Genomic DNA, 17,972 nt, shown 5'->3' on the forward strand with positions numbered 1-17,972 from the left:
GTCGCGGCGCAATCCGTGGCCCGGATTCGCAGCGTCCGCGCGCTTACCTTGCGGAAAAACCGGCGCATTGCCCGATCGGGCAGCGCGCCCGAGGCGTTTACTCGGCCGATCGGCATGGTACGAAACAAGCGTCAAAACCAGGTAAAGGTCAGCCATCATGTTTCTGGACGTCCGCGATCCATGGCCACCGTGTTCGCCATCATTGCCCGAACCGGCCAAGCCAATGCTGGGCAAGCGGCGCGAACGCGTGGTCATGCTGGCCGTCGCACTGAACCTGGTGCTTGTGCTGATGGCCCCTATCGCCGGCGGCTCGATTGTTCATGGCATCATGGCCCTGTTCGCCAACTGGCGGCATTAGGACCACCGCTGCCGGTTTGGGATGACTTGCGGGCTACTCGTCTTCCAATTTGTTGTATTCTTTCACGATATCCTTGGGCACATCTTCGAAATCGTCCCACGGCAGGTTTTTCCTGAGCACTTTCGACCATCGTTCGAGCCATTCGATCCCGTCGCGTCCGTGGTAGATATCCGGGGTGCGATACGCAGGATCGGCCATCGCCTGCGCCAGAGACACCGGATGCAGGTTCTGCCGGTCTAGGATCGCGACCAGGCCGTCGAAGCTGTCGGCATTCAGCCGGGTGTCATGCAGCAGCATGACAAAGGCAATCGGCCGCCCGAATTCCAGTTGCGCGGCCCGCCGGTCCCACGCGATCGTCTGTTCTGTATAGGCAAGGTAAACCCCGCGGATCCGCTCCGCTTCGGCCGTGTCGCCGCTCATGACGGCGTTGTCGTAGGGCTCGGCGAATTCCCAGTCGTCGCAATCGATCGTCACCGGGGCAATCTTGTAGCCATGCGCAGTCAACCAGCTGTCGATCTTGGCCTTGACCCGTTTGGGGCTGCCCGTTTCGAGATAGGGATGGCGGAACCACTGCAGATTGCGATGCGCCGCCTCCATCATCGGGCGGATCAGTCTTTCGCCGCGCGCGATATCGGCAATATAGCCGTTCACGCCGACCTTGTTGGGCGACGAATGCGAATACGTGTGATTGCCAAGGTCGAACCCGGCGTTCAGCCACAAGTGCAGCACGGCAATCTGCCGCCTGCGGATGATCTCGTTCAGCTTGCCCTCGTTGACAAAACCGATCGCCGGAAAATGGTGCGACACCAGACTGTTGACCAGTGAACGGTTGGTTGCGTCGAGGTAGTTCTGATCAGGCTTCAGCACGATGCCGGGCAGATCGTCGAACGTCAGCGCGACATTTGCCGCCTCCGGCCGGGGCGCCGGGGCCGCCGCAGAGGCGGCGGGTGCGACGTCCTGCGGCACAGGCGCGGCCATCGCAGCACCACCTGCCAGGAACAGCGCGGGCAGGATTTGGGCAAACGACGTGAATGACGATCGGCGTGGCACGATTTGTCCTGTGGTTGAGTGCTATCGCAAGGGCCCCCCCCCTGGTCGACGCGCTATAGACGTGCGTCTTTGCACAATGCATGGCCCTTGTGGTCCATCCCGGCAAAAAATCCGGGGAAATGTCGGCACCGCCGGCGCCTGGGAACCACAGCGTTGAAAACCGCAATCACGATCATTGCCGAACTGGTCCGGTCGCTCGTCGTGAGTGGTCTGGCCGCAGTCGGCATGGTGCTGATGATCGGCGCGGTATCGGCGACCACCGGGTATTGCCTGTGGCGGATCTGGCAGCGCGGGCGGCGGTAAGGGCGGCTTCGCCCCACCACCCTCGTGATGGGACGGATATGCGCCCCAAGGGCCCGCGCAGTCTTTCTTGAAAAGTCCGCCTTTTCGGCAAGTCTGGGCTTGGCAAATTCCCCTTTCTCCTGTTCCTTCCGCGCCACGGCAGAATCATTTGCAGGGGTGCGGGGCCATGCGACACATTTTCTTCAGCACGGTTCTGGGCGCGATGCTGCTGGCCGGCGCGTGCCCCGCGTGCGCCGACACCCTGCCTGCGCCAATCTTGCTGCCCGGCGATCACCTCCATCCCGAAAGCCTGTCGATCGCGCCCGACGGCACGGCCTATATCGGGTCGATGACCGGCGGCGTGCTCAAGGTGCGACTGCGCGATGCGCCTGCGCAATCCGTGGTCGAACGGTTTATCATCCCCGGCGCCTATGGCAGCGGCGCGCTGTTCGGCGTTTTTGTCGATTCGCGTCACAGCCTGTTGTGGACCTGCACCAACAGCTTTCCCGCGCCCGGCACCAAAGTCGACGGGGCCGATCCCGGACACTGGGTCAAGGCGTTCGACCTGAAGACCGGCGCCGGCAGGATCAGCCTGCCGATGCCGGGCGAAGGCCCGACATGCAACGATTTCGCGCTCGGCCCCGACGGCGCGATCTATATCACCGACACCGGCCAGCCGCGCCTGCTGCGCTGGAAGCCCGGCGCGACCGCGCTCGAAGTGTGGGCCGAAGATCCGCTGTTCAACGCGCTGCCCAAGGCCGACGGCGTGCCGCGCAAGGGCGGCCTCGACGGTTTGGCGTTCGCCGGCGACGGTTCTATTTTGGTCAACAATGTGCGCGATGGTTCGCTGTACCGGGTGATCGTCGGCAAAGACGGCCATGCCGGCGCGATCACCCGGCTGACGACCGATCGCCCGCTGCAATCGCCCGACGGCATGCGCACCATTGGCGGGATGACGTTTCTGTTGGCCGAAGGCGTTGGCCGCATTGCCAAATTGACGCTATCCGGCACATCCGTTCACGTCGAAACGCTGGCAGAGGGTATCAAGGACCCGACCGGCGTCGATATCCGCAAAATGCCGGGCCATCCGGCGCAAGGGTGGTATGTCCAGGCGCAATTGTCGGGGCTGTTTGCGCCCGACAAGGCCCCGGCCGTGCAATTGCCGTTCAAACTCAGCCCGGTTTCGCTGACCGCGATGCCACCGAGCCAATAATTCCCTTTTTGACAGGACCGACTCCGATGGTTGCGAAATCCACCTTTACCGGCCTGGCCACGACCGCGCTTGGCGCCATGGCGCTGATGACGGCATGCCACGGGTTTGCCCAGAACACCGGCGGTGCCGCGCCCGCAGCCGCGACGGCGGACGTCTGCAATCCGGTCGAAACCGGCATCACCCTGCCCCCCGGTTTTTGTGCGACGATTTTTGCCGAAAACATCGGTCATGCCCGCCACATGGCGATGACCGCCGACGGCACCTTGTATGTCAACACCTGGAGCGGGCGCTATTACCGCCAGTTTCCACAGGTTACGGGCGCATTCCTGGTCGCGCTGAAAGACACCAGCGGCAATGGCCATGCCGATCAGGTGCTGCGTTTTGGCCCGCCGGCCGCCAGTGGCAATGCCGGCGGTGACGGCCTCGCGCTGTGGCACGACGGGCTCTATGTCGAATCCAACGACAAGGTGGTGCGCTATCCGCTGGCACCGGGCCGGCTGGAACCGACGGGCCCGGGTGAAACCGTGCTGTCGGGCATGCCGCTCGACGGCGAACACCCGATGCACCCGATCGCGATCGACGGCGAGGGCAACCTGTTCGTCAACATGGGCGCGCTGAACAACAGCTGCCAGGAAAAGAACCGCACCGCCGCATCGAAGGGCATCGAGCCGTGCCCGATCCTGGAACAGCACGCCGGCATCTGGAAATACCGCGCCGACAAGCGCGGCCAGGTGTTTTCGCCCGCCGAACGCTGGGTGACCGGAATCCGCAACACCGGCGGCATGACATTCGACGCCGGCGGGCGCATGTATGGCGTGCAACACGGCCGCGACATGCTCGGCCAGAACTGGGGCAACCTGTTCACCACTGCACAAGGCGTCGAATTGCCGTCCGAAGAGCTCGTGTCGTTCAAGGCCGGCGATGATTTCGGCTGGCCCTATTGCTATCACGATCCGGTCGCCGGCAAGCTGATGCTCGCGCCCGAATACGGCGGCGACGGCAAGACCACCGGGCGGTGTTCGACCAAGAAGGAGCCGGTCGCCGCGTTCCCCGCACACTGGGCACCCAACGACGCGCTCGCCTGGCACGCGGGCAAATTTCCCGCTGCCTATGACAACGGCGTGTTCATCGCATTCCACGGCTCGTGGAACCGGGCACCGGCGCCGCAAGCCGGGTACCAGGTGGTGTTTCAACCGCTGAAGGATGGCAAGCCGGCGGGCAAATGGATCCGCTTTGCCGATGGCTTTGCCGGTGGCTATCGCGAACCGGGCCGTGCTTCGCACCGCCCCGCCGGCCTGGCCCAGGGCACCGACGGTGCGCTGTACATCGCCGATGACGTGGCCGGCCGGATCTATCGCATTACCTATCGCGGCGATCGCGGCGCGCCGCTGGCCGCAGCGCCGGAGGCGGCGCTGACGCCGACTGCAACCGCATCGGCCGGCGGCGCAGCACTGCCCCCCGGATTTACCGCCGCCGATATCGACACCGGCCGGCGCATTTTCGTGGGCGAGATCAAGGGCGGCACGTGCAGCGGCTGCCACGGATCGGACGCACACGGCAGTTCGGCCGGGCCTTCGCTGGTCGGGCCGAAGTGGCTGTGGTCCGACGGCAGCGTTGCCGGCCTGGCGGGTACGATCACCAAGGGCGTGCCCGTACCCAAGAACGCGGGCGGCGCGATGCCCGCCAGGGGCGGCGTGGATCTATCCGACGAAGACGTCAGCAAGGTCGCGGCATATATCTGGACGCTGGGGCACCACTCCGGCTAGGGCGAAGGCCCCCACATTCACGAAAGATCCCCCGATGCAACATCGCCGCCTCGGCACGTCACCCATTGTCGTGTCCGATATCTGCATGGGCACGATGACCTTCGGCAGCCAGGCCGACGAGGCCACGTCGCTGCGCATCCTCGACAAAAGCTTCGAAGCGGGCATCGATTTCTACGACACCGCCGAAGGCTATCCGGTGCCGCCCGACATCAAATGGGCCGGCCGCACCGAAGACATCGTCGGCAAATGGCTGAAAACCAAGCCGCGCGATGCGATCATCCTGGCGACCAAAGTGTCGGGGCCGAGCCATGTGTGGTTCAAAAGCCCGCTGCGCAGCGGCATGACCGCACTCGACCGGCGCAACATCATGGTCGCGGTCGAAAACAGCCTGACCAAGCTGGGCACCGATTACATCGACCTGTACCAGACGCATTGGCCCGATCACGACACCGCCTATGACGAAACGATGGACGTGCTCGACGAACTCGTGCGCGCGGGCAAGGTGCGCGTGCTCGGCTGTTCGAACGAGACGTCGTGGGGCCTGATGAAATCGATCGCCGCGGCGGAAAAACGCGGCGCAGCGCGCTATCACACGATCCAGAACAATTTCAGCCTGAACAACCGCCGGTTCGAGGACGAGCTGGCGCAAGTCTGCCGCAAGGAAGGCGTCAGCCTGATCCCGTATTCACCGATCGGCGGCGGCGTGCTGGCCACGAAATACAGCAACGGCGCGCGGCCGCAGGGCGCACGCTTCTCCAGCTACCTCGCCATGGGCGGACGGCAGGAAGCGATGGCAAAGCGGTTCGTCAACGACAAGTCGGTGACATCGGCCGAACGCTTTGCCGCCATCGCCGCCGAACACGGGCTCGACCCGGTCACGTTCGCGGTCGCCTGGTCCAAACAGCACGATTTCGTCGCGTCGACCATCGTGGGCGTCTCAAGCGAAGCCCAGTTCGCCCCGATTCTTGCCGCCGCCGACCTGGTGCTGCCAGACAGCGCGATGAAAGCGGTCGATGCGGTCAGCCGCGAGATCATGTACCCGATGGGGTGATCGGTGCGGCACGGGTCACGCACCAAGCACCGCCCCGCTCCCCCACACACGTCATCCCGGACTTGATCCGGGATTGTGCTTCTTTTCAACCTCGGCGTGAAGAACAAAAAGCACAATCCCGGATCAAGTCCGGAATGACGATAATTTCAAGATTGGCATATCTGGCAGGCCAAATGGCCGTCAGAACCGCCGCGCCACCGCAAATTCAGCCGCCTCGATCATCGCCGCTTTCGCTGTCCCACTGGGAAACGCCGCGATCGCATCGATCGCACGCGTCGCATAATGCCGCGCGCGCTCGCGCGTCGCCTGCACCGCGTCGTGCCGGCGGATCAGGCCGATCGCGTGTGCCAGGTCGGCATCGCCGTTGCGGTCGCCGGCGATGGCCTGGCGCCAGAATTCGCGCTCGTCGTCGCTGCCCCGCGCATAGGCCAGGATCACCGGCAGGGTCATCTTGCCTTCGCGGAAATCGTCGCCGGCGGTCTTGCCCATTTCTGCGGCATCGGAATCATAATCGATCGCATCATCGGCCAGCTGAAACGCGATGCCCAGGTTCCGGCCATACGAATCGAGCGCAGCCTCGTCTGCTTCACTGCGTTCTGCCACGACGGCGGCGATCCTGCAGGCGGCGGCGAACAGCGCGGCGGTCTTGCCGTTGATGATCGACAGATAGCGTTCTTCGCTGGTTTCGATCTGGCGTTGCGCGACCAGCTGGTCGACTTCGCCCTCGGTAATCACTGCCGCGGCATTCGACAGGATGCGCAGCACCTTGATCGAGCCATCCTCGACCATCAGCTCGAAACTGCGGCTGAACAGGAAATCGCCGACCAGCACCGTCGCCGGGTTGCCATAGATGATGTTGGCGGTTTGCTTGCCCCGGCGCATGTCGGAGCCATCGACGACATCGTCGTGGAGCAAAGTCGCGGTGTGAATGAATTCGACCGCGGCGGCCAGCTTGTAGTGCCGGCTGCCGCCGTATCCGACCAGCGCGGCGCTTGCCAGCGTCAGCATCGGGCGCATGCGTTTGCCGCCACCCGCGATCAGATGCCCGGCGAGTGCGGGGATCAGCGGGATGCGCGATTGCATGCGATCAAGGATCACGGCGTTGACGCTGTTCATGCCATCGGCGACGAGCGCCATCAGGGGTTGCAGCGAAGGTTCGGCGCGGCGAGGCAGCGGATGGATCGTGGCAGACATCGCCCGACCGATTGGCCTGTGGCTCGGCGCTTGGCAAGTCGCAAGTTGTGCAGGTATGGGTTTGGCAGATGGAATTGACAGTGGCAAACGATGCACGGATGGAGATCGCATGAGCAAAGACCCCGTGCTGGACGGATTTCGCCAGAGCATCGACAACATCGATGCCGCGATGATTCACATCCTGGCTGAACGGTTTCGCATCACCAAGGCGGTCGGCGCATACAAGGCCGAGCACGGCCTGCCCGCCAGCGACCCGGGACGCGAAGACCGCCAGATCGAACGCCTGCGCAAACTGGCCGAAGACGCGCAATTGGATCCGGAATTTTCGGAAAAGTTCCTGCGGTTCATCATCCAGGAGGTGATCCGCCACCACGAGCGCGCGCGGGCCGGCTAAAAACCTCCCCGGCACGGGGAGGGGGACCACGCGCAGCCGTGGTGGAGGGGCGGTGCCCCTGGGCGCCACTTTGCGATAATACGCGGGCCGACCAGGCGCCGTGGCACAATCCATCGAGGGAATCCCCTGGCGCGAGGCCCCTCCACCACGCCCCAAGAAAGAGGGGCGCGGTCCCCCTCCCCGTTCCGGGGAGGATTTACAGGTCTTCCAGAGGAACCCCGGGCTGCTGCTTGGCCGTCCTGATCGTCAGCGAGGTTTTCACGCTTGCCACATTGGGCGCTGGCGTCAGCTTGCTGGTCAGAAATTCCTGGAAACTCTGCAGATCGCACGACACGATCTTGAGGATAAAATCGATCTCGCCGTTAAGCATATGGCATTCGCGCACTTCGGGCAGGCCGCGCATATGGTCTTCGAATTGCCGCAGCGATTCCTCGGCCTGGCTTTTCAGGCTGACAAGCGCAAACACCGTGATCGCAAAACCGAGTTTCGAAGCATCGAGATCGGCGTGATATCCGCGAATCACCCCCGCCTCTTCCAGCGCACGGACCCGGCGCAGGCATGGCGGCGCGGTCAGGCCGACACGCTGCGCCAGCTCGACATTGGTAACCCGGCCCTCGTCCTGCAATTCTGCAAGCAGCCGCCGGTCAATCGCATCCAGTGTCGCCATGGTCCTCGTTGCCAGCCGGCTATTGCGCCTTATGAACGGGTGTGGATCGTGCCTTGGCTGCCTTTTGGGGCAGGCCTTCATGCCACCGCAAGATTCGGCATGACCGATCCTGTATCCTCATAATATTATTGTCTCTTACCGCAATCGTCCCACATTGCAACGCACACAACGTTGCTCTTTTCGTCCGTGCACATTTTGTTAGTGTTCCCACGGCACAGCAGCCAACCCGGCTCTCGCACCGGCCCATACGACAAGGATATTCCGGCAATGGGCGATCGCGCGGCAGCGGGGTGGGCTGCATGACACATGGCATTCCCGGCGACGCGCGCGCGTGTGCTGTGCCGTACCTATCACCTCATAAATTACAGCGGCGTTTCGCATTCAGCAGGGCAAATACGGCATGATCGTCGATGACCGCCTCGAAACCGTTCTGCGCACGCAGACGGCGGGCCAGGCGGGCCACCATACGCAGTTGCGTCAACTGGTCGACATCGTCGGCCGGACGCCGGCCGCCGCGTGGAGCGACCGGCATGACGAGGCGGTGGTGCGGATCGGCGCTTTGCACAAGACGCTGGGCGACGCTGCGGCGGCGGCCATGATCGGATCATGCACGATACGATCGCCCCACCTGATCGCGCATCTGGTAACCATGGGGCCGCGCACCGCGCTCGTGGCGATCGGGCGCGCGCGGATCACCGATGCGCAATGGCTGCAACTGGTGCCGGCGCTGCCGATCCATGCGCGCGGTGCGCTGCGCCACCGCCGTGATCTGTCGCCGCCGGTGCTGGCCCTGCTGGGCCAATTGGGCATCGATGACTTCGTGCTGTCTGCGCCGGAACGCGACGTGCCGGACGCTGGCGCCGAACCCGTGGCCCCCGCCGCAGTCGTCACCCCGATCCGCGCCGAACCGGCGTCTGCGCCGCGCGAAGGCATCGGCGCCATCGTGCGCCGGATCGAGGCATTTCGGCGCACACGCGACAGCGAAGAGCGCGCGCACGCCGAACAATATCCGCCGATCGGGCAACAGGCGTCGCTGTTTGCACTCCACGGCGGAACCGAACCGCCCGCCCGCCTGATCGATATCGCAACCGACGCCGGCGGCACGATTGTGGCCGCCGATGGCGTCGATCCGGCCATGCTGATCGGCCATATGCCGTTTGCCCCCGCCAGCGCGGCCGCCGCAGCATCGGTCGATGCCGCGGCCCTGGCGGCAGTGCGCGCGCGCCGGCCGATCGTGGCGGGCGCGCTGCAGATGGACGGTGCGGCCCGGATCGCCGGCGTGTGGCGGATCGATGGCGTGCCGATGTTCGGCATCGATGGCGGCCAGTTCACCGGATATCGCGCCCGGTTGCGCCGCCCTGGCGCTGACTCTGGCCCTGAATCTGGCTATGCCTCTGGCCGTGCAGACCTCAACGCGGCACCCGTAACTGCGCCGGCGCATCCCGGTGCCGATGCGCTGCACCAGCTGCTCCATGAATTGCGCACGCCGATCAACGCGATACAGGGCTTTGCCGAACTGATTCAGCAACAGCTGATCGGCCCGACCCCGCACCAGTACCGCAGCCTGGCCGCATCGATTGCGGCCGATGCCGCGCGGATTCTCGCCGGGTTTGAAGATGTCGAGCGGATGGTTCAGCTGGAAACCGGGCGCACCACGATCGATGCCGCGATCGGTCCGCCCTGGACAGACCTTGGCGCAATCGTTGCGCGCATGATCGCGCAAGTCGAGCCGCTGATCGCGCCGCGCGAAATCCGCCTGCGCTGGACCGTCCCCGAAACCCCGGTGCCGATTGCGATCGCGGCGGCAGAGGCCGAGCGCACGGTTTGGCGCCTGCTGGCGACACTGGTGACCGCGGCGGCGCCGGGCGAGCGCCTGTCGATGGCACTCGACCTGGTGCCAGAACTTACGCCAGCCACTGCACGGCTGCGCCTGACGCTGCCGCAGGCACTGGCGATGCGCGACCATGCCGCGCTGTTTGCACCCGATACGGCGCGCGGCGGCACCGCAGGATCATACCTGGGCGGCATGCTGGGCAACGGCTTTGCGCTGCGGCTGTGCGATGCCGAATTGCGTGCCGCGGGCGGCGCGCTCGAACGGCCCGGCGGGGCGACCAATCCCGTCCTCGACATGACTTTGCCCTTGGCCCTTGCCCATAGCACTTGACCGGGTGGGCGCCGGTTCCTAGCGATTGCGGCCACGTTTGCTGCGAATGCGATGTTCAGGGGGCCGATTTTGACTGATCCTGGTGGCCATGCTGGCCCTGGCCCTGATATGCGTGCTGCGCCGGGGCCAGGCGATCTGATCCGGTTTGCGCCGGGCTTTGGCCAGTGCTTTGTGGTGACCGTCGATACCGAAGAAGAATTCGACTGGGAAAAGCCATTCGAGCGCTACGGACACGGCCTGTCGCATGTCCCCGCCATCGCCCGATTTCAGACCTTTTGTGAAAATGCGGGCGTCGCGCCGGTTTATCTGGTCGATTACCCGGTGGCCTGCGACACGCGGCTGAATGATGTGCTGGGCCCGGCGATCCTGCACGAGCGCGCCGAAATCGGCATCCAGTTGCACCCCTGGGTCAATCCGCCGCACGACGAAGAGGTCAATGTTCGCAACAGCTTCGCCGGCAATCTTGCGCCAGAGCTGGAACGCGCCAAGTTCGACACGCTGAAACGCACGATAGAGCAGACCTTTGGCCGGGTACCCCGCTGCTACCGCGCCGGGCGCTATGGCCTGGGGCCGCATACCCAGGCGATGCTGCGCGATGCCGGCGTCACGATCGACACTTCGGTACGCGCACGGTTCGATTATTCGCACGAAGGTGGGCCCGACTACCGTGAGCGCCCGGTGCATCCGTGGTGGATCGATCGCGCGGCGGGCCTGATCGAATTGCCGCTGACGACAGTGTATTGCGGCGCTTTGCGGCACATGGGCAATCGGCTGTATCATGCCGCATCGCGCATTCCCCGCCTGCGCGGCGTGCTCGCGCGGCTTGGTTTGCTCGAACGCGTGCCGCTGACGCCCGAAGGCGTGGACATCACCGCCGCCCTTCGCGCGATCGATGTCGCACTGGCCGATGGTTTGCCCGTGCTGATGTTTTCGTTCCACAGCCCTTCGCTGGCGCCAGGAAACACCCCGTATGTGCGCGACGAGGCCGCGCTGGAACGGCTGTACGACTGGTGGCGCGCAGTCTTTGCGCATTTGCGCGCGCGCGGCGTTGCGCCAGCCGGGCTGTCGGACGTGATTGCCGCTGCCCAAGCTTGAGGCGCTTGCCAAGCTGCGATCGTGGCGATACCTGCGTTCGCGCGTGGGCCTGTAGCTCAGTGGTTAGAGCTGGCCGCTCATAACGGCTAGGTCGCGGGTTCAAATCCTGCCGGGCCCACCATCGCCACCCAAGCCCCAGCATTCCCGGAAAGTTGCGGAAGTGTTGGGGTTTCATTCGCTACATGATCCTAAGGTTGTCCCTAAAAATTGGGACCCAGCATGAGTGCATCCAAGCAGCGCGTTGCAGGCTATGATTACCTCTATCAGCGCGGACACAGCTACGAGGTAAGCGCGATACAGACCGGGACCGCACACGCGGAGTTGACATCGTTTCCTGCGTTCGCGGCGATGTTGTTGGTTGTTACCTTTCGGCGTAGTGTTCAAAAATGCAGAACCCCGATGTAGATTATTGGAAGACCGATCAAAGCTTGTTCGCCGCGTTACCGGGTGGCGCTACGGTCATCGAATGGTTTGGTTTTGTCCCGTCGTTCCACGATGCGAGTTTGGACAACCTTGAGATTGCAAAGGGCGATGCCATCGTGCGGCTCAAGGCATTCCGCATGACCAACGAGGTCGATGCCAATGGCTATTTTGTGCTCGACCGGCACACACTGGTAGACCTTCACTTCTCTGACGTCAGCGGCATCTACTTGGTCGGCGATGCTCAATCGTCGATTGCGAACCTCCGCGTTCGACGGATTACCGGCGATTTAGCAGGCTGGGAGACAACTGTTGGCCCACGCGCGGGTGATATTCAGGTTTCGTTCGACACCAACGTCGGTCTGTATGGTTCGATTTTCGCACGCGATCTGACTATGTCACTTGATCCAGTGGAAGCCTGATTGCAGCGATGGCCATAGCAAGGCATTGTATGTGGCTCTGCCGTATTGGGATTACTGGTAAGCCATGACAGCATCGCCAATCACAATAGGACTGAAACACCGGTTTTCGGCGTTCCGCACCAACCGTGCCCAGCATGGCTACAAAGCCTTTACAACCGCATTTGATGAAGTTGTCGGTCCAGCCCAAATAACTGCCATGCTCCGAGATTTATCTCCCGCACAAAAGCGCAGTTTCGACGATGCGAACAAGCAGTTTGACACGCTATTCAACGCCGAACGGGTTGAGATCACCGCCGCTGGCGCGGCTCTTGTTCGCGACCTGAAACATGCTCTCACTTCGGAGGAGCGGGGGCAGACAGTGGTCTCATTCCTGATCGACCATTCTGGCTCAATGCGCGGCCTGCGAATGATGTCGGCATTGCTTGCGGTGGAGGGTGCAGTCGATGCGCTAGATCATGCAGGCATCGCCACTGAAATACTGGGGTTCACAACCACCAGTTGGAAGGGCGGACAGTCTCGCAAGGCTTGGCGCTGGGCAGGCAGGCCGTCCAATCCCGGTCGGCTATGCGACCTGCGCCACCTGATTTATGGGGAAGCAGAGAGGAGCACGCGCCATCCTTGGCAGCTTCGGATGGCAATGCGTTCAGAGATGCTTCACGAAAACATTGATGGAGAGGCGCTGGCGTGGGGTGCCGGTCGGTTGGCCGCAGCGAAATGGTCCCGGAGGATCATCTGCCTTGTTTCGGATGGGGCACCCATCGATGACGCTACGCTGTTAGCAAACGAGGACCGCAACTTGCTGGCCCGACACCTCGAAGAAACCGAGCACCGCCTCACCGAAGAGGGTTTCACCATTTGCACATTGCTCATCGGCGGCGAGAATGTGCCCGAACCAATGCTATTCGAGAGGGCAGAGGAGCCTCAAGCGGCAGGTGTCGGTTTGATCAGATTGATCCGCCGCGCGACGTTGGAGCCAAACTCCGGCGCTATGACAAAAGCATAGTTCTGGTTCCACATGGCCTTGCCCAAGTGCGACATCAGCAAGATTGCTGAAACCTGTCTCACGGGAATGGCTGAAAACCTAGTGAGGCGCTGGCGCGCAGGATTATAGACCCTTGGGCGACTGTGCGACCGTTTTCATCGTGCAGCCTCTGGCTACGGCAATCCGGTTGGCCGCAAAGATCGGCATCGGGCTTGCAGTCGGCTAGCATCGATGTGGGCACGCATCACGGCCTGCCTGCTGCACCTCGCATTCTGAATTTCGCCACCAGACACGCCAGTGCGACCAGCGCGCTGGCGCCAGCGAGCACAAGCCACGCGATATTCACTGCGCCGGTCAGTGCCAGATGGCCGACCAGCGGTTCGAGCAGGGTGCGCGTGTCGTCGTCGATCGGTTGACCGTGCATCGCCAGGAAATCGTCGATCGGGATGTGCAGCAGCGCAGCGGTGTGCACATCGCCCGCGCGCAACGCGTTGGCGATGCTGGCCCCCCGGGCGATGGCCACTTCGTGCAGCAGACTGTCGACCACGCCGATGCCGAACGCGCCGCCCAGATTGCGCGCCAGATTGAACAAGCCGCTGGCATTTGCGACTTTTTCCCGCGGCAGATGGCCCAGCGCCAACCTCGTCGTGCCCAGGATACAGATCATCAGCGCCGCGCCGCGCACCAGCTGCGGCAAGACCATTGCGGCAAAATCGCTATCGGGCGTCAGGTTGGTATCCATCGCACAGCCAAGGCCAAACAGCGCAAACCCGATCAGGCAATATGGCACCGGCGGCATATGCCGCTCGGCCCACACCGCGATCGGCGCGGTCAGCAATTGCGCCACGCCGGTGATCATCAATATATCGCCGATACCCAGTGCGTCGTGCCCCCGCACCAGTCCCAGAAACACCACCATCAGATACGTCGAGCTGTACAGGACCGCACCCAGCACGGCGTTGGCGGCGGTCGCCAGCGCCATCTGCGGGTCATGCAACACGGCAGGATCGACCAATGGCGTCCTGGCGCTGGCACATTCGCCAGCAGCGCAGACCATGTGGCAGCGGCGGTAAAACCCGAACAGCAGCAGCAACCCACCGACCCCTGGCACCAGCGTGTTACGCCCCAGCCACCCGACGATCGGCGCCTCCTTCAGCGCGATCTGAATCCCGATCATGGCCGCCGCCAGCATGATCAGGCCCACGAAGTCGAGCCGTTTAAGCAGCGCGAAGTGATGCTCGCTGCGCGGGATCAGCAAAGCCAGGCCCAGCACCACCACCACCCCGGGCAGCAGATTGATCGTGAACAGCGCCTGCCAGCCGAAATGGACCGTCAGCCATCCGCCCAGCCACGGGCCCAGCGTCGGCGCCAGCATCGCCATGACACCGGCGAGGCCCGTTGCCACCGGTTCCTGTTTGGGCGAAAACAGCAGGTATACGGCGCTGAACGCGCAAGGGATGATCACCCCGCCAAACAACCCCTGCACCGTTCGCGCGACGATCAGGCTGGTGAAATCATGGCTGAGCCCGCAAGCGAGCGATGCAAAAGTAAACCCGGCGACCGCAAGCATCATGCAGCCACGCAAAGACAGCGCGCGCGCAAGCATGCCGGACAGCGGAATCGAGATGACTTCGGCCGTCAGATAGCTGGTCTGGATCCAGCTCATGCCGTCTTCGCCGATATGCAGCCCGGCCTGAATCGTGGGTAGCGCGGTCAGCACGATCTGCACGTCGAGCACCGACATGAACAGCGCGATGCACATCAGCGAAAAGCCGATCCAGGTGCGCACGTTTGCCGGCGGCGTTGTGACGGTTCCCGCACACGCGGGGCTGTACGCCGTCATCGACGCGCCGGATGTCTCAAGGGGGCCAGCGCCGCATCTTCGGCACGGATGCGGATGATCAGCAGCACGGCGTTGACCAGCGTGCCGACCAGCGCGACCGTCCACAATCCGAACGCAAGTGGCAGGGTCGCCACTTCAGCGACCACGATTGCGTAATTGGGATGGCGCAACAACCGGAACGGCCCGTCCGTTACCAGCGTTTCGCCGGGCACGATCAGGATACGAGACGTCCATCGCGCGCCCAGCGCGGCCATGACCCACACCCGCAAGGGTTGTAGCAGCGCAAAAACGATCAACCATAGCGGTACCAATGCACGGCCCGGCGCCAGGATCCACAATGCGGCCAGCCAAGCGACATGAAATGCGATAATTGCCGGATAATGCTCCGGCGCATGTTCGCGCGCGCCGTTCGCCATCAACGCGCCGGTGTTGCGGCGCGCGATGATCATTTCCAACAGTCGCGCCAACGTCACATAGCCCATGACGAACACGGCCGTCATCAGTCGGTGGGTTCCAGCAGCGCGCCGCTCAGGGTGAACCCCGGCCCGAGCGCCAGCATCAGCATGTCGCGCTTGGGCAGCGCAGCATCTGCAAGCACGCGTTGCAACACGAACATCACCGTGGGCGCAGACATGTTGCCATGATCGGCCAGCACCGCGCGCTCGAAATCGAGCGTGCCCGTTTCGAGCTCCAGACTGTCTTCGAGCGCGGAGATCACTTTGGTGCCGCCAGGATGGCAGACATAGCGGCCCACCTGGTCCATCGTGGTATCCAGCCGTTCGAGCAGCAGTTCGAGCGCAGGACGCAACTGGCGCGTGACCAGCGACGGGATCGACTGCGCAAAGATCACGCCCAGACCCTGTGGCGCGACATCCCAGCCCATCACATCGAGCGTGCCCGGCCACAAATGTTCGCTTGCCGACCGGATCGCGACCTGGGCCGGACCTTCGGTACACAGCACCGCGGCCGCCGCACCATCGCCAAACAGCGCGGTCGCGACGATATTGGCCTTGTTCGCCAGATCATCACGAAACGACAATGTGCACAATTCCACCGCGACAAACAGCACGCGCGCGCCCGGCTTCGACGCGGCCAGCCGCGCGGCCAGCGCCAGCCCGGAAACCCCGCCGGCACAGCCCAGCCCGAACACCGGCACGCGCGCCACATCGGGGCGCAAGCCGAGTTCATCGTGGACCAGCGCTTCGATGCTGGGCGTGGCAACGCCGGTCGACGACACGGTGACGACCATGTCGATATCGCCCGCCACCAATCCCGAATTGGCGATCGCATCGCGCGCAGCGTCGATAAACAGTGCGCCGGCCACCTTGCGATAGGCGATCGTGCGCGTCACCCAGTCCTGCGGCTGAAAATACCAGTCCATCGGCATGGCCAGCTGTCGCTCGCGGATGCCCGAATTCGCAAACACCGGCGCCATGCGTTCGAACGCCGGATAGCGTTCGGAAAAATGCGACCGCGCCCATTGGAGCGCCTGATCCTGCGGCATAATATTTGTGGGAACGGCCCGGCCGATGCCGAGCAAACGCGCAAGTGTCATTGTGCCGAAGGTTCCGTCTTTTTCGCGCGCATCGCTTTATCGCGTTCGGCAATCATGTACGTGTGGCACTGTGGCGACACCTGTTCAAGATGAACAATCATGCATGCCTGCGCTTTCGACTTGCTGAGTGCGGCCACTTCCTTCGGGCATAGCCGCTTGGCATCCACGAAACAGGCATGCTTGCCCGGATCGCCGGCGAGCGCAGGCACCGGTGCAAACGCAAATCCGGCAAGCGCAGCAACACCGAATGCGATACCGATTTTATCGGCAAATCCACCGGCGCCGCGACGTCCGTCGCGCTGTGTCATATCCTTTGCATTCATCGATCGGTTCCTTTGCCTGCACGGTCAGTCCCTGTTTCGAACACTTGAAACATGGCTTTGTTCAGGTTTGCGCGGTAGTCGGTCAAAGCCCAACGCTGCCTGAACGACTTTTATCGGGAATAACCCAGGCGATTCATGTCAAAATGTTAATGTGCAGGCGCTGCAGGACAGCCGCCCGATTCCAGGCTCTCTAACCGCCGAAAGGCGCAAACTGCAAACGGTTCGTGGCGAGCACGCCCGCTTCGGGACTATTCCGGGACACAGGTATCGTCTGCTTGCCCGCTGTTGCACGCTGCATTGTCACAAACACACGATAGCCTCTTGCGCTCGTCCGGCGCGTTCCCTAGGGACAGCGCCAGTCGGGGAGTAGCGCAGCCTGGTAGCGCATCTGGTTTGGGACCAGAGGGTCGTAGGTTCGAATCCTATCTCCCCGACCAATTATTTTTAGGCGCTACAACAAGTTAGCGACCTGATCGCTCGCAGGACATTGTTGTTTGCGGAAGCGAGTCGCCCGGGAGTCGCCATAAGGTTTCGCCGATCTGATCGGTGGCAGGGGCGAACTAGCCGCTTATCAGTTTAAAAGCAGACTTCATATTCGCGCGAAGACTGCGGTGTCAGCTGCATATCTAGGTTTGACGAGTATCCAACCGAGACGCTCGCAGTAAGCGCTGTCGTCACAGAATTTGGTCAGATCACAACAACGACGCCGGCTGCATTAAAATCGCCCGGTCCGTAGTCGCGCACCTCGTTGCCCAGTTCAATCACCACTGAGCCTGTGGCGTCACGGCGGAAAGCTCGCCGCTGTCAACATCGACCACGGCCTTGGCAAACTACGGCACCGCAAAGTGTTGGCGCAGCTTAGTCCACCACGTGTAAATTGGGGCCGTCGAAATATCGTGCTGCCGGACAACGTCCGCAACGCACGCACCTAGCTCCGCAGTTCCGCCAAAATCCGATGACGCTTCTCGTCGTCCCATCGCCGACGTCGCTCGGCCCTGACATCACCGTAATCTGCCGCATTCATCGCTCCTGAGTGTGCTCTCAAGCGCGTCCTCTAAGAGCGCTCACGGATGCCTACCCAGACTGTCCCGAAAATGGGCGTCCGGGACGCCTCAAGCGTTGCGCGCGGCGCAAGACCGCTAGTTGCTCAACAATAAGTCGCGGGTCATAGCCGTCTTGTAAGTACGCCTTGA

General features: G+C 63.1%; 17 protein-coding genes and 2 tRNA genes. 12 read left to right on the forward strand and 7 right to left on the reverse strand.

The features are described 5' to 3' along the window. Positions 1-157: 157 nt before the first annotated feature. Positions 158-358, forward strand: coding sequence for a hypothetical protein (locus tag ACOOE2_RS14175; protein WP_420383634.1), 201 nt, complete (start codon positions 158-160; stop codon positions 356-358). Positions 359-391: 33 nt separating this feature from the next. On the opposite strand, the gene ACOOE2_RS14180 is transcribed toward ACOOE2_RS14175, so the two are convergent. Then, positions 392-1,408, reverse strand: a complete 1,017-nt coding sequence (locus tag ACOOE2_RS14180) for a polysaccharide deacetylase family protein (protein ID WP_420383635.1) — start codon at positions 1,406-1,408, stop codon at positions 392-394. Positions 1,409-1,561: 153 nt separating this feature from the next. Here ACOOE2_RS14180 and ACOOE2_RS14185 point away from each other — a divergent pair, with 153 nt between their 5' ends. The 4 genes from ACOOE2_RS14185 to ACOOE2_RS14200 all read left to right on the forward strand — a co-directional run bounded on the left by ACOOE2_RS14185 (position 1,562) and on the right by ACOOE2_RS14200 (position 5,720). Further along, entirely contained in the window at positions 1,562-1,711 is a 150-nt protein-coding gene (locus ACOOE2_RS14185) for a hypothetical protein (protein WP_420383636.1), read from the forward strand. 166 nt (positions 1,712-1,877) lie between these two features. After that, the gene (locus ACOOE2_RS14190; protein ID WP_420383637.1) at positions 1,878-2,903 is read left to right on the forward strand and encodes a hypothetical protein; all 1,026 of its coding nucleotides are present in this window, start codon (positions 1,878-1,880) and stop codon (positions 2,901-2,903) included. 26 nt (positions 2,904-2,929) lie between these two features. Continuing rightward, positions 2,930-4,669: a c-type cytochrome gene (locus ACOOE2_RS14195; RefSeq protein WP_420383638.1), complete on the forward strand. Its 1,740-nt coding sequence runs from the start codon at positions 2,930-2,932 to the stop codon at positions 4,667-4,669. Positions 4,670-4,703: 34 nt separating this feature from the next. Then, positions 4,704-5,720, forward strand: a complete 1,017-nt coding sequence (locus tag ACOOE2_RS14200) for an aldo/keto reductase (RefSeq protein WP_420383639.1) — start codon at positions 4,704-4,706, stop codon at positions 5,718-5,720. A gap of 180 nt (positions 5,721-5,900) precedes the next feature. On the opposite strand, the gene ACOOE2_RS14205 is transcribed toward ACOOE2_RS14200, so the two are convergent. After that, complete coding sequence (locus ACOOE2_RS14205; protein WP_420383640.1) at positions 5,901-6,914, reverse strand: polyprenyl synthetase family protein; 1,014 nt, start codon at positions 6,912-6,914, stop codon at positions 5,901-5,903. Between the two features lie 109 nt (positions 6,915-7,023). Between ACOOE2_RS14205 and ACOOE2_RS14210 the strand changes: the two genes are divergently transcribed. Then, entirely contained in the window at positions 7,024-7,308 is a 285-nt protein-coding gene (locus ACOOE2_RS14210; protein WP_420383641.1) for a chorismate mutase, read from the forward strand. Positions 7,309-7,504: 196 nt separating this feature from the next. Here ACOOE2_RS14210 and ACOOE2_RS14215 read toward each other — a convergent pair whose 3' ends face one another. Then, on the reverse strand, positions 7,505-7,975 hold the full coding sequence (locus ACOOE2_RS14215; RefSeq protein ID WP_420383642.1) for an Lrp/AsnC family transcriptional regulator: 471 nt from the start codon (positions 7,973-7,975) through the stop codon (positions 7,505-7,507). Between the two features lie 400 nt (positions 7,976-8,375). Between ACOOE2_RS14215 and ACOOE2_RS14220 the strand changes: the two genes are divergently transcribed. The 5 genes from ACOOE2_RS14220 (at position 8,376) to ACOOE2_RS14240 (ending at position 13,079) form a co-directional block, all read left to right on the forward strand. Then, entirely contained in the window at positions 8,376-10,139 is a 1,764-nt protein-coding gene (locus ACOOE2_RS14220) for a histidine kinase dimerization/phospho-acceptor domain-containing protein (RefSeq protein WP_420383643.1), read from the forward strand. A 108-nt stretch (positions 10,140-10,247) separates the two neighbouring features. Further along, positions 10,248-11,234: a polysaccharide deacetylase family protein gene (locus ACOOE2_RS14225; protein WP_420383644.1), complete on the forward strand. Its 987-nt coding sequence runs from the start codon at positions 10,248-10,250 to the stop codon at positions 11,232-11,234. A 45-nt stretch (positions 11,235-11,279) separates the two neighbouring features. Further along, positions 11,280-11,355, forward strand: a tRNA-Ile gene (locus ACOOE2_RS14230). Positions 11,356-11,620: 265 nt separating this feature from the next. Then, on the forward strand, positions 11,621-12,076 hold the full coding sequence (locus ACOOE2_RS14235; RefSeq protein ID WP_420383645.1) for a hypothetical protein: 456 nt from the start codon (positions 11,621-11,623) through the stop codon (positions 12,074-12,076). A gap of 64 nt (positions 12,077-12,140) precedes the next feature. Continuing rightward, on the forward strand, positions 12,141-13,079 hold the full coding sequence (locus tag ACOOE2_RS14240; protein ID WP_420383646.1) for a cobaltochelatase CobT-related protein: 939 nt from the start codon (positions 12,141-12,143) through the stop codon (positions 13,077-13,079). A gap of 223 nt (positions 13,080-13,302) precedes the next feature. Here ACOOE2_RS14240 and ACOOE2_RS14245 read toward each other — a convergent pair whose 3' ends face one another. From ACOOE2_RS14245 to ACOOE2_RS14260, 4 genes are read right to left on the reverse strand one after another with little or no spacing between them, the layout of a single operon-like run. Then, a complete protein-coding gene (locus ACOOE2_RS14245) occupies positions 13,303-14,901 on the reverse strand; it encodes a DHA2 family efflux MFS transporter permease subunit (protein ID WP_420383647.1) in 1,599 nt (532 codons plus the stop codon). After that, complete coding sequence (locus ACOOE2_RS14250) at positions 14,898-15,401, reverse strand: isoprenylcysteine carboxyl methyltransferase family protein (RefSeq protein ID WP_420383648.1); 504 nt, start codon at positions 15,399-15,401, stop codon at positions 14,898-14,900. The genes ACOOE2_RS14245 and ACOOE2_RS14250 overlap by 4 nt, the downstream gene beginning before the upstream one ends. Continuing rightward, on the reverse strand, positions 15,401-16,456 hold the full coding sequence (locus tag ACOOE2_RS14255; protein WP_420383649.1) for a type III polyketide synthase: 1,056 nt from the start codon (positions 16,454-16,456) through the stop codon (positions 15,401-15,403). Before ACOOE2_RS14255 ends, ACOOE2_RS14250 begins: the two co-directional genes overlap by 1 nt. After that, positions 16,453-16,779: a hypothetical protein gene (locus ACOOE2_RS14260; RefSeq protein ID WP_420383650.1), complete on the reverse strand. Its 327-nt coding sequence runs from the start codon at positions 16,777-16,779 to the stop codon at positions 16,453-16,455. Before ACOOE2_RS14260 ends, ACOOE2_RS14255 begins: the two co-directional genes overlap by 4 nt. Positions 16,780-17,139: 360 nt before the next feature. Here ACOOE2_RS14260 and ACOOE2_RS14265 point away from each other — a divergent pair. Next, positions 17,140-17,216, forward strand: a tRNA-Pro gene (locus ACOOE2_RS14265). Positions 17,217-17,972 lie beyond the last annotated feature (756 nt).

This window comes from Novosphingobium sp., assembly GCF_965214355.1.
GTDB lineage: Bacteria > Pseudomonadota > Alphaproteobacteria > Sphingomonadales > Sphingomonadaceae > Novosphingobium.

What these genes read in the sequence shown, in the direction of transcription:
- ACOOE2_RS14175 (WP_420383634.1), top strand. Translation starts at nt 158, where the DNA reads ATGTTTCTGGACGTCCGCGATCCATGGCCACCGTGTTCGCCATCATTG.
- ACOOE2_RS14190 (WP_420383637.1), top strand. Translation starts at nt 1,878, where the DNA reads ATGCGACACATTTTCTTCAGCACGGTTCTGGGCGCGATGCTGCTGGCC.
- ACOOE2_RS14195 (WP_420383638.1), top strand. Translation starts at nt 2,930, where the DNA reads ATGGTTGCGAAATCCACCTTTACCGGCCTGGCCACGACCGCGCTTGGC.
- ACOOE2_RS14200 (WP_420383639.1), top strand. Translation starts at nt 4,704, where the DNA reads ATGCAACATCGCCGCCTCGGCACGTCACCCATTGTCGTGTCCGATATC.
- ACOOE2_RS14205 (WP_420383640.1), bottom strand. Translation starts at nt 6,914, where the DNA reads ATGTCTGCCACGATCCATCCGCTGCCTCGCCGCGCCGAACCTTCGCTG.
- ACOOE2_RS14210 (WP_420383641.1), top strand. Translation starts at nt 7,024, where the DNA reads ATGAGCAAAGACCCCGTGCTGGACGGATTTCGCCAGAGCATCGACAAC.
- ACOOE2_RS14215 (WP_420383642.1), bottom strand. Translation starts at nt 7,975, where the DNA reads ATGGCGACACTGGATGCGATTGACCGGCGGCTGCTTGCAGAATTGCAG.
- ACOOE2_RS14220 (WP_420383643.1), top strand. Translation starts at nt 8,376, where the DNA reads ATGATCGTCGATGACCGCCTCGAAACCGTTCTGCGCACGCAGACGGCG.
- ACOOE2_RS14225 (WP_420383644.1), top strand. Translation starts at nt 10,248, where the DNA reads ATGCGTGCTGCGCCGGGGCCAGGCGATCTGATCCGGTTTGCGCCGGGC.
- ACOOE2_RS14235 (WP_420383645.1), top strand. Translation starts at nt 11,621, where the DNA reads ATGCAGAACCCCGATGTAGATTATTGGAAGACCGATCAAAGCTTGTTC.
- ACOOE2_RS14240 (WP_420383646.1), top strand. Translation starts at nt 12,141, where the DNA reads ATGACAGCATCGCCAATCACAATAGGACTGAAACACCGGTTTTCGGCG.
- ACOOE2_RS14245 (WP_420383647.1), bottom strand. Translation starts at nt 14,901, where the DNA reads ATGACGGCGTACAGCCCCGCGTGTGCGGGAACCGTCACAACGCCGCCG.
- ACOOE2_RS14250 (WP_420383648.1), bottom strand. Translation starts at nt 15,401, where the DNA reads ATGACGGCCGTGTTCGTCATGGGCTATGTGACGTTGGCGCGACTGTTG.
- ACOOE2_RS14255 (WP_420383649.1), bottom strand. Translation starts at nt 16,456, where the DNA reads ATGACACTTGCGCGTTTGCTCGGCATCGGCCGGGCCGTTCCCACAAAT.
- ACOOE2_RS14260 (WP_420383650.1), bottom strand. Translation starts at nt 16,779, where the DNA reads ATGAATGCAAAGGATATGACACAGCGCGACGGACGTCGCGGCGCCGGT.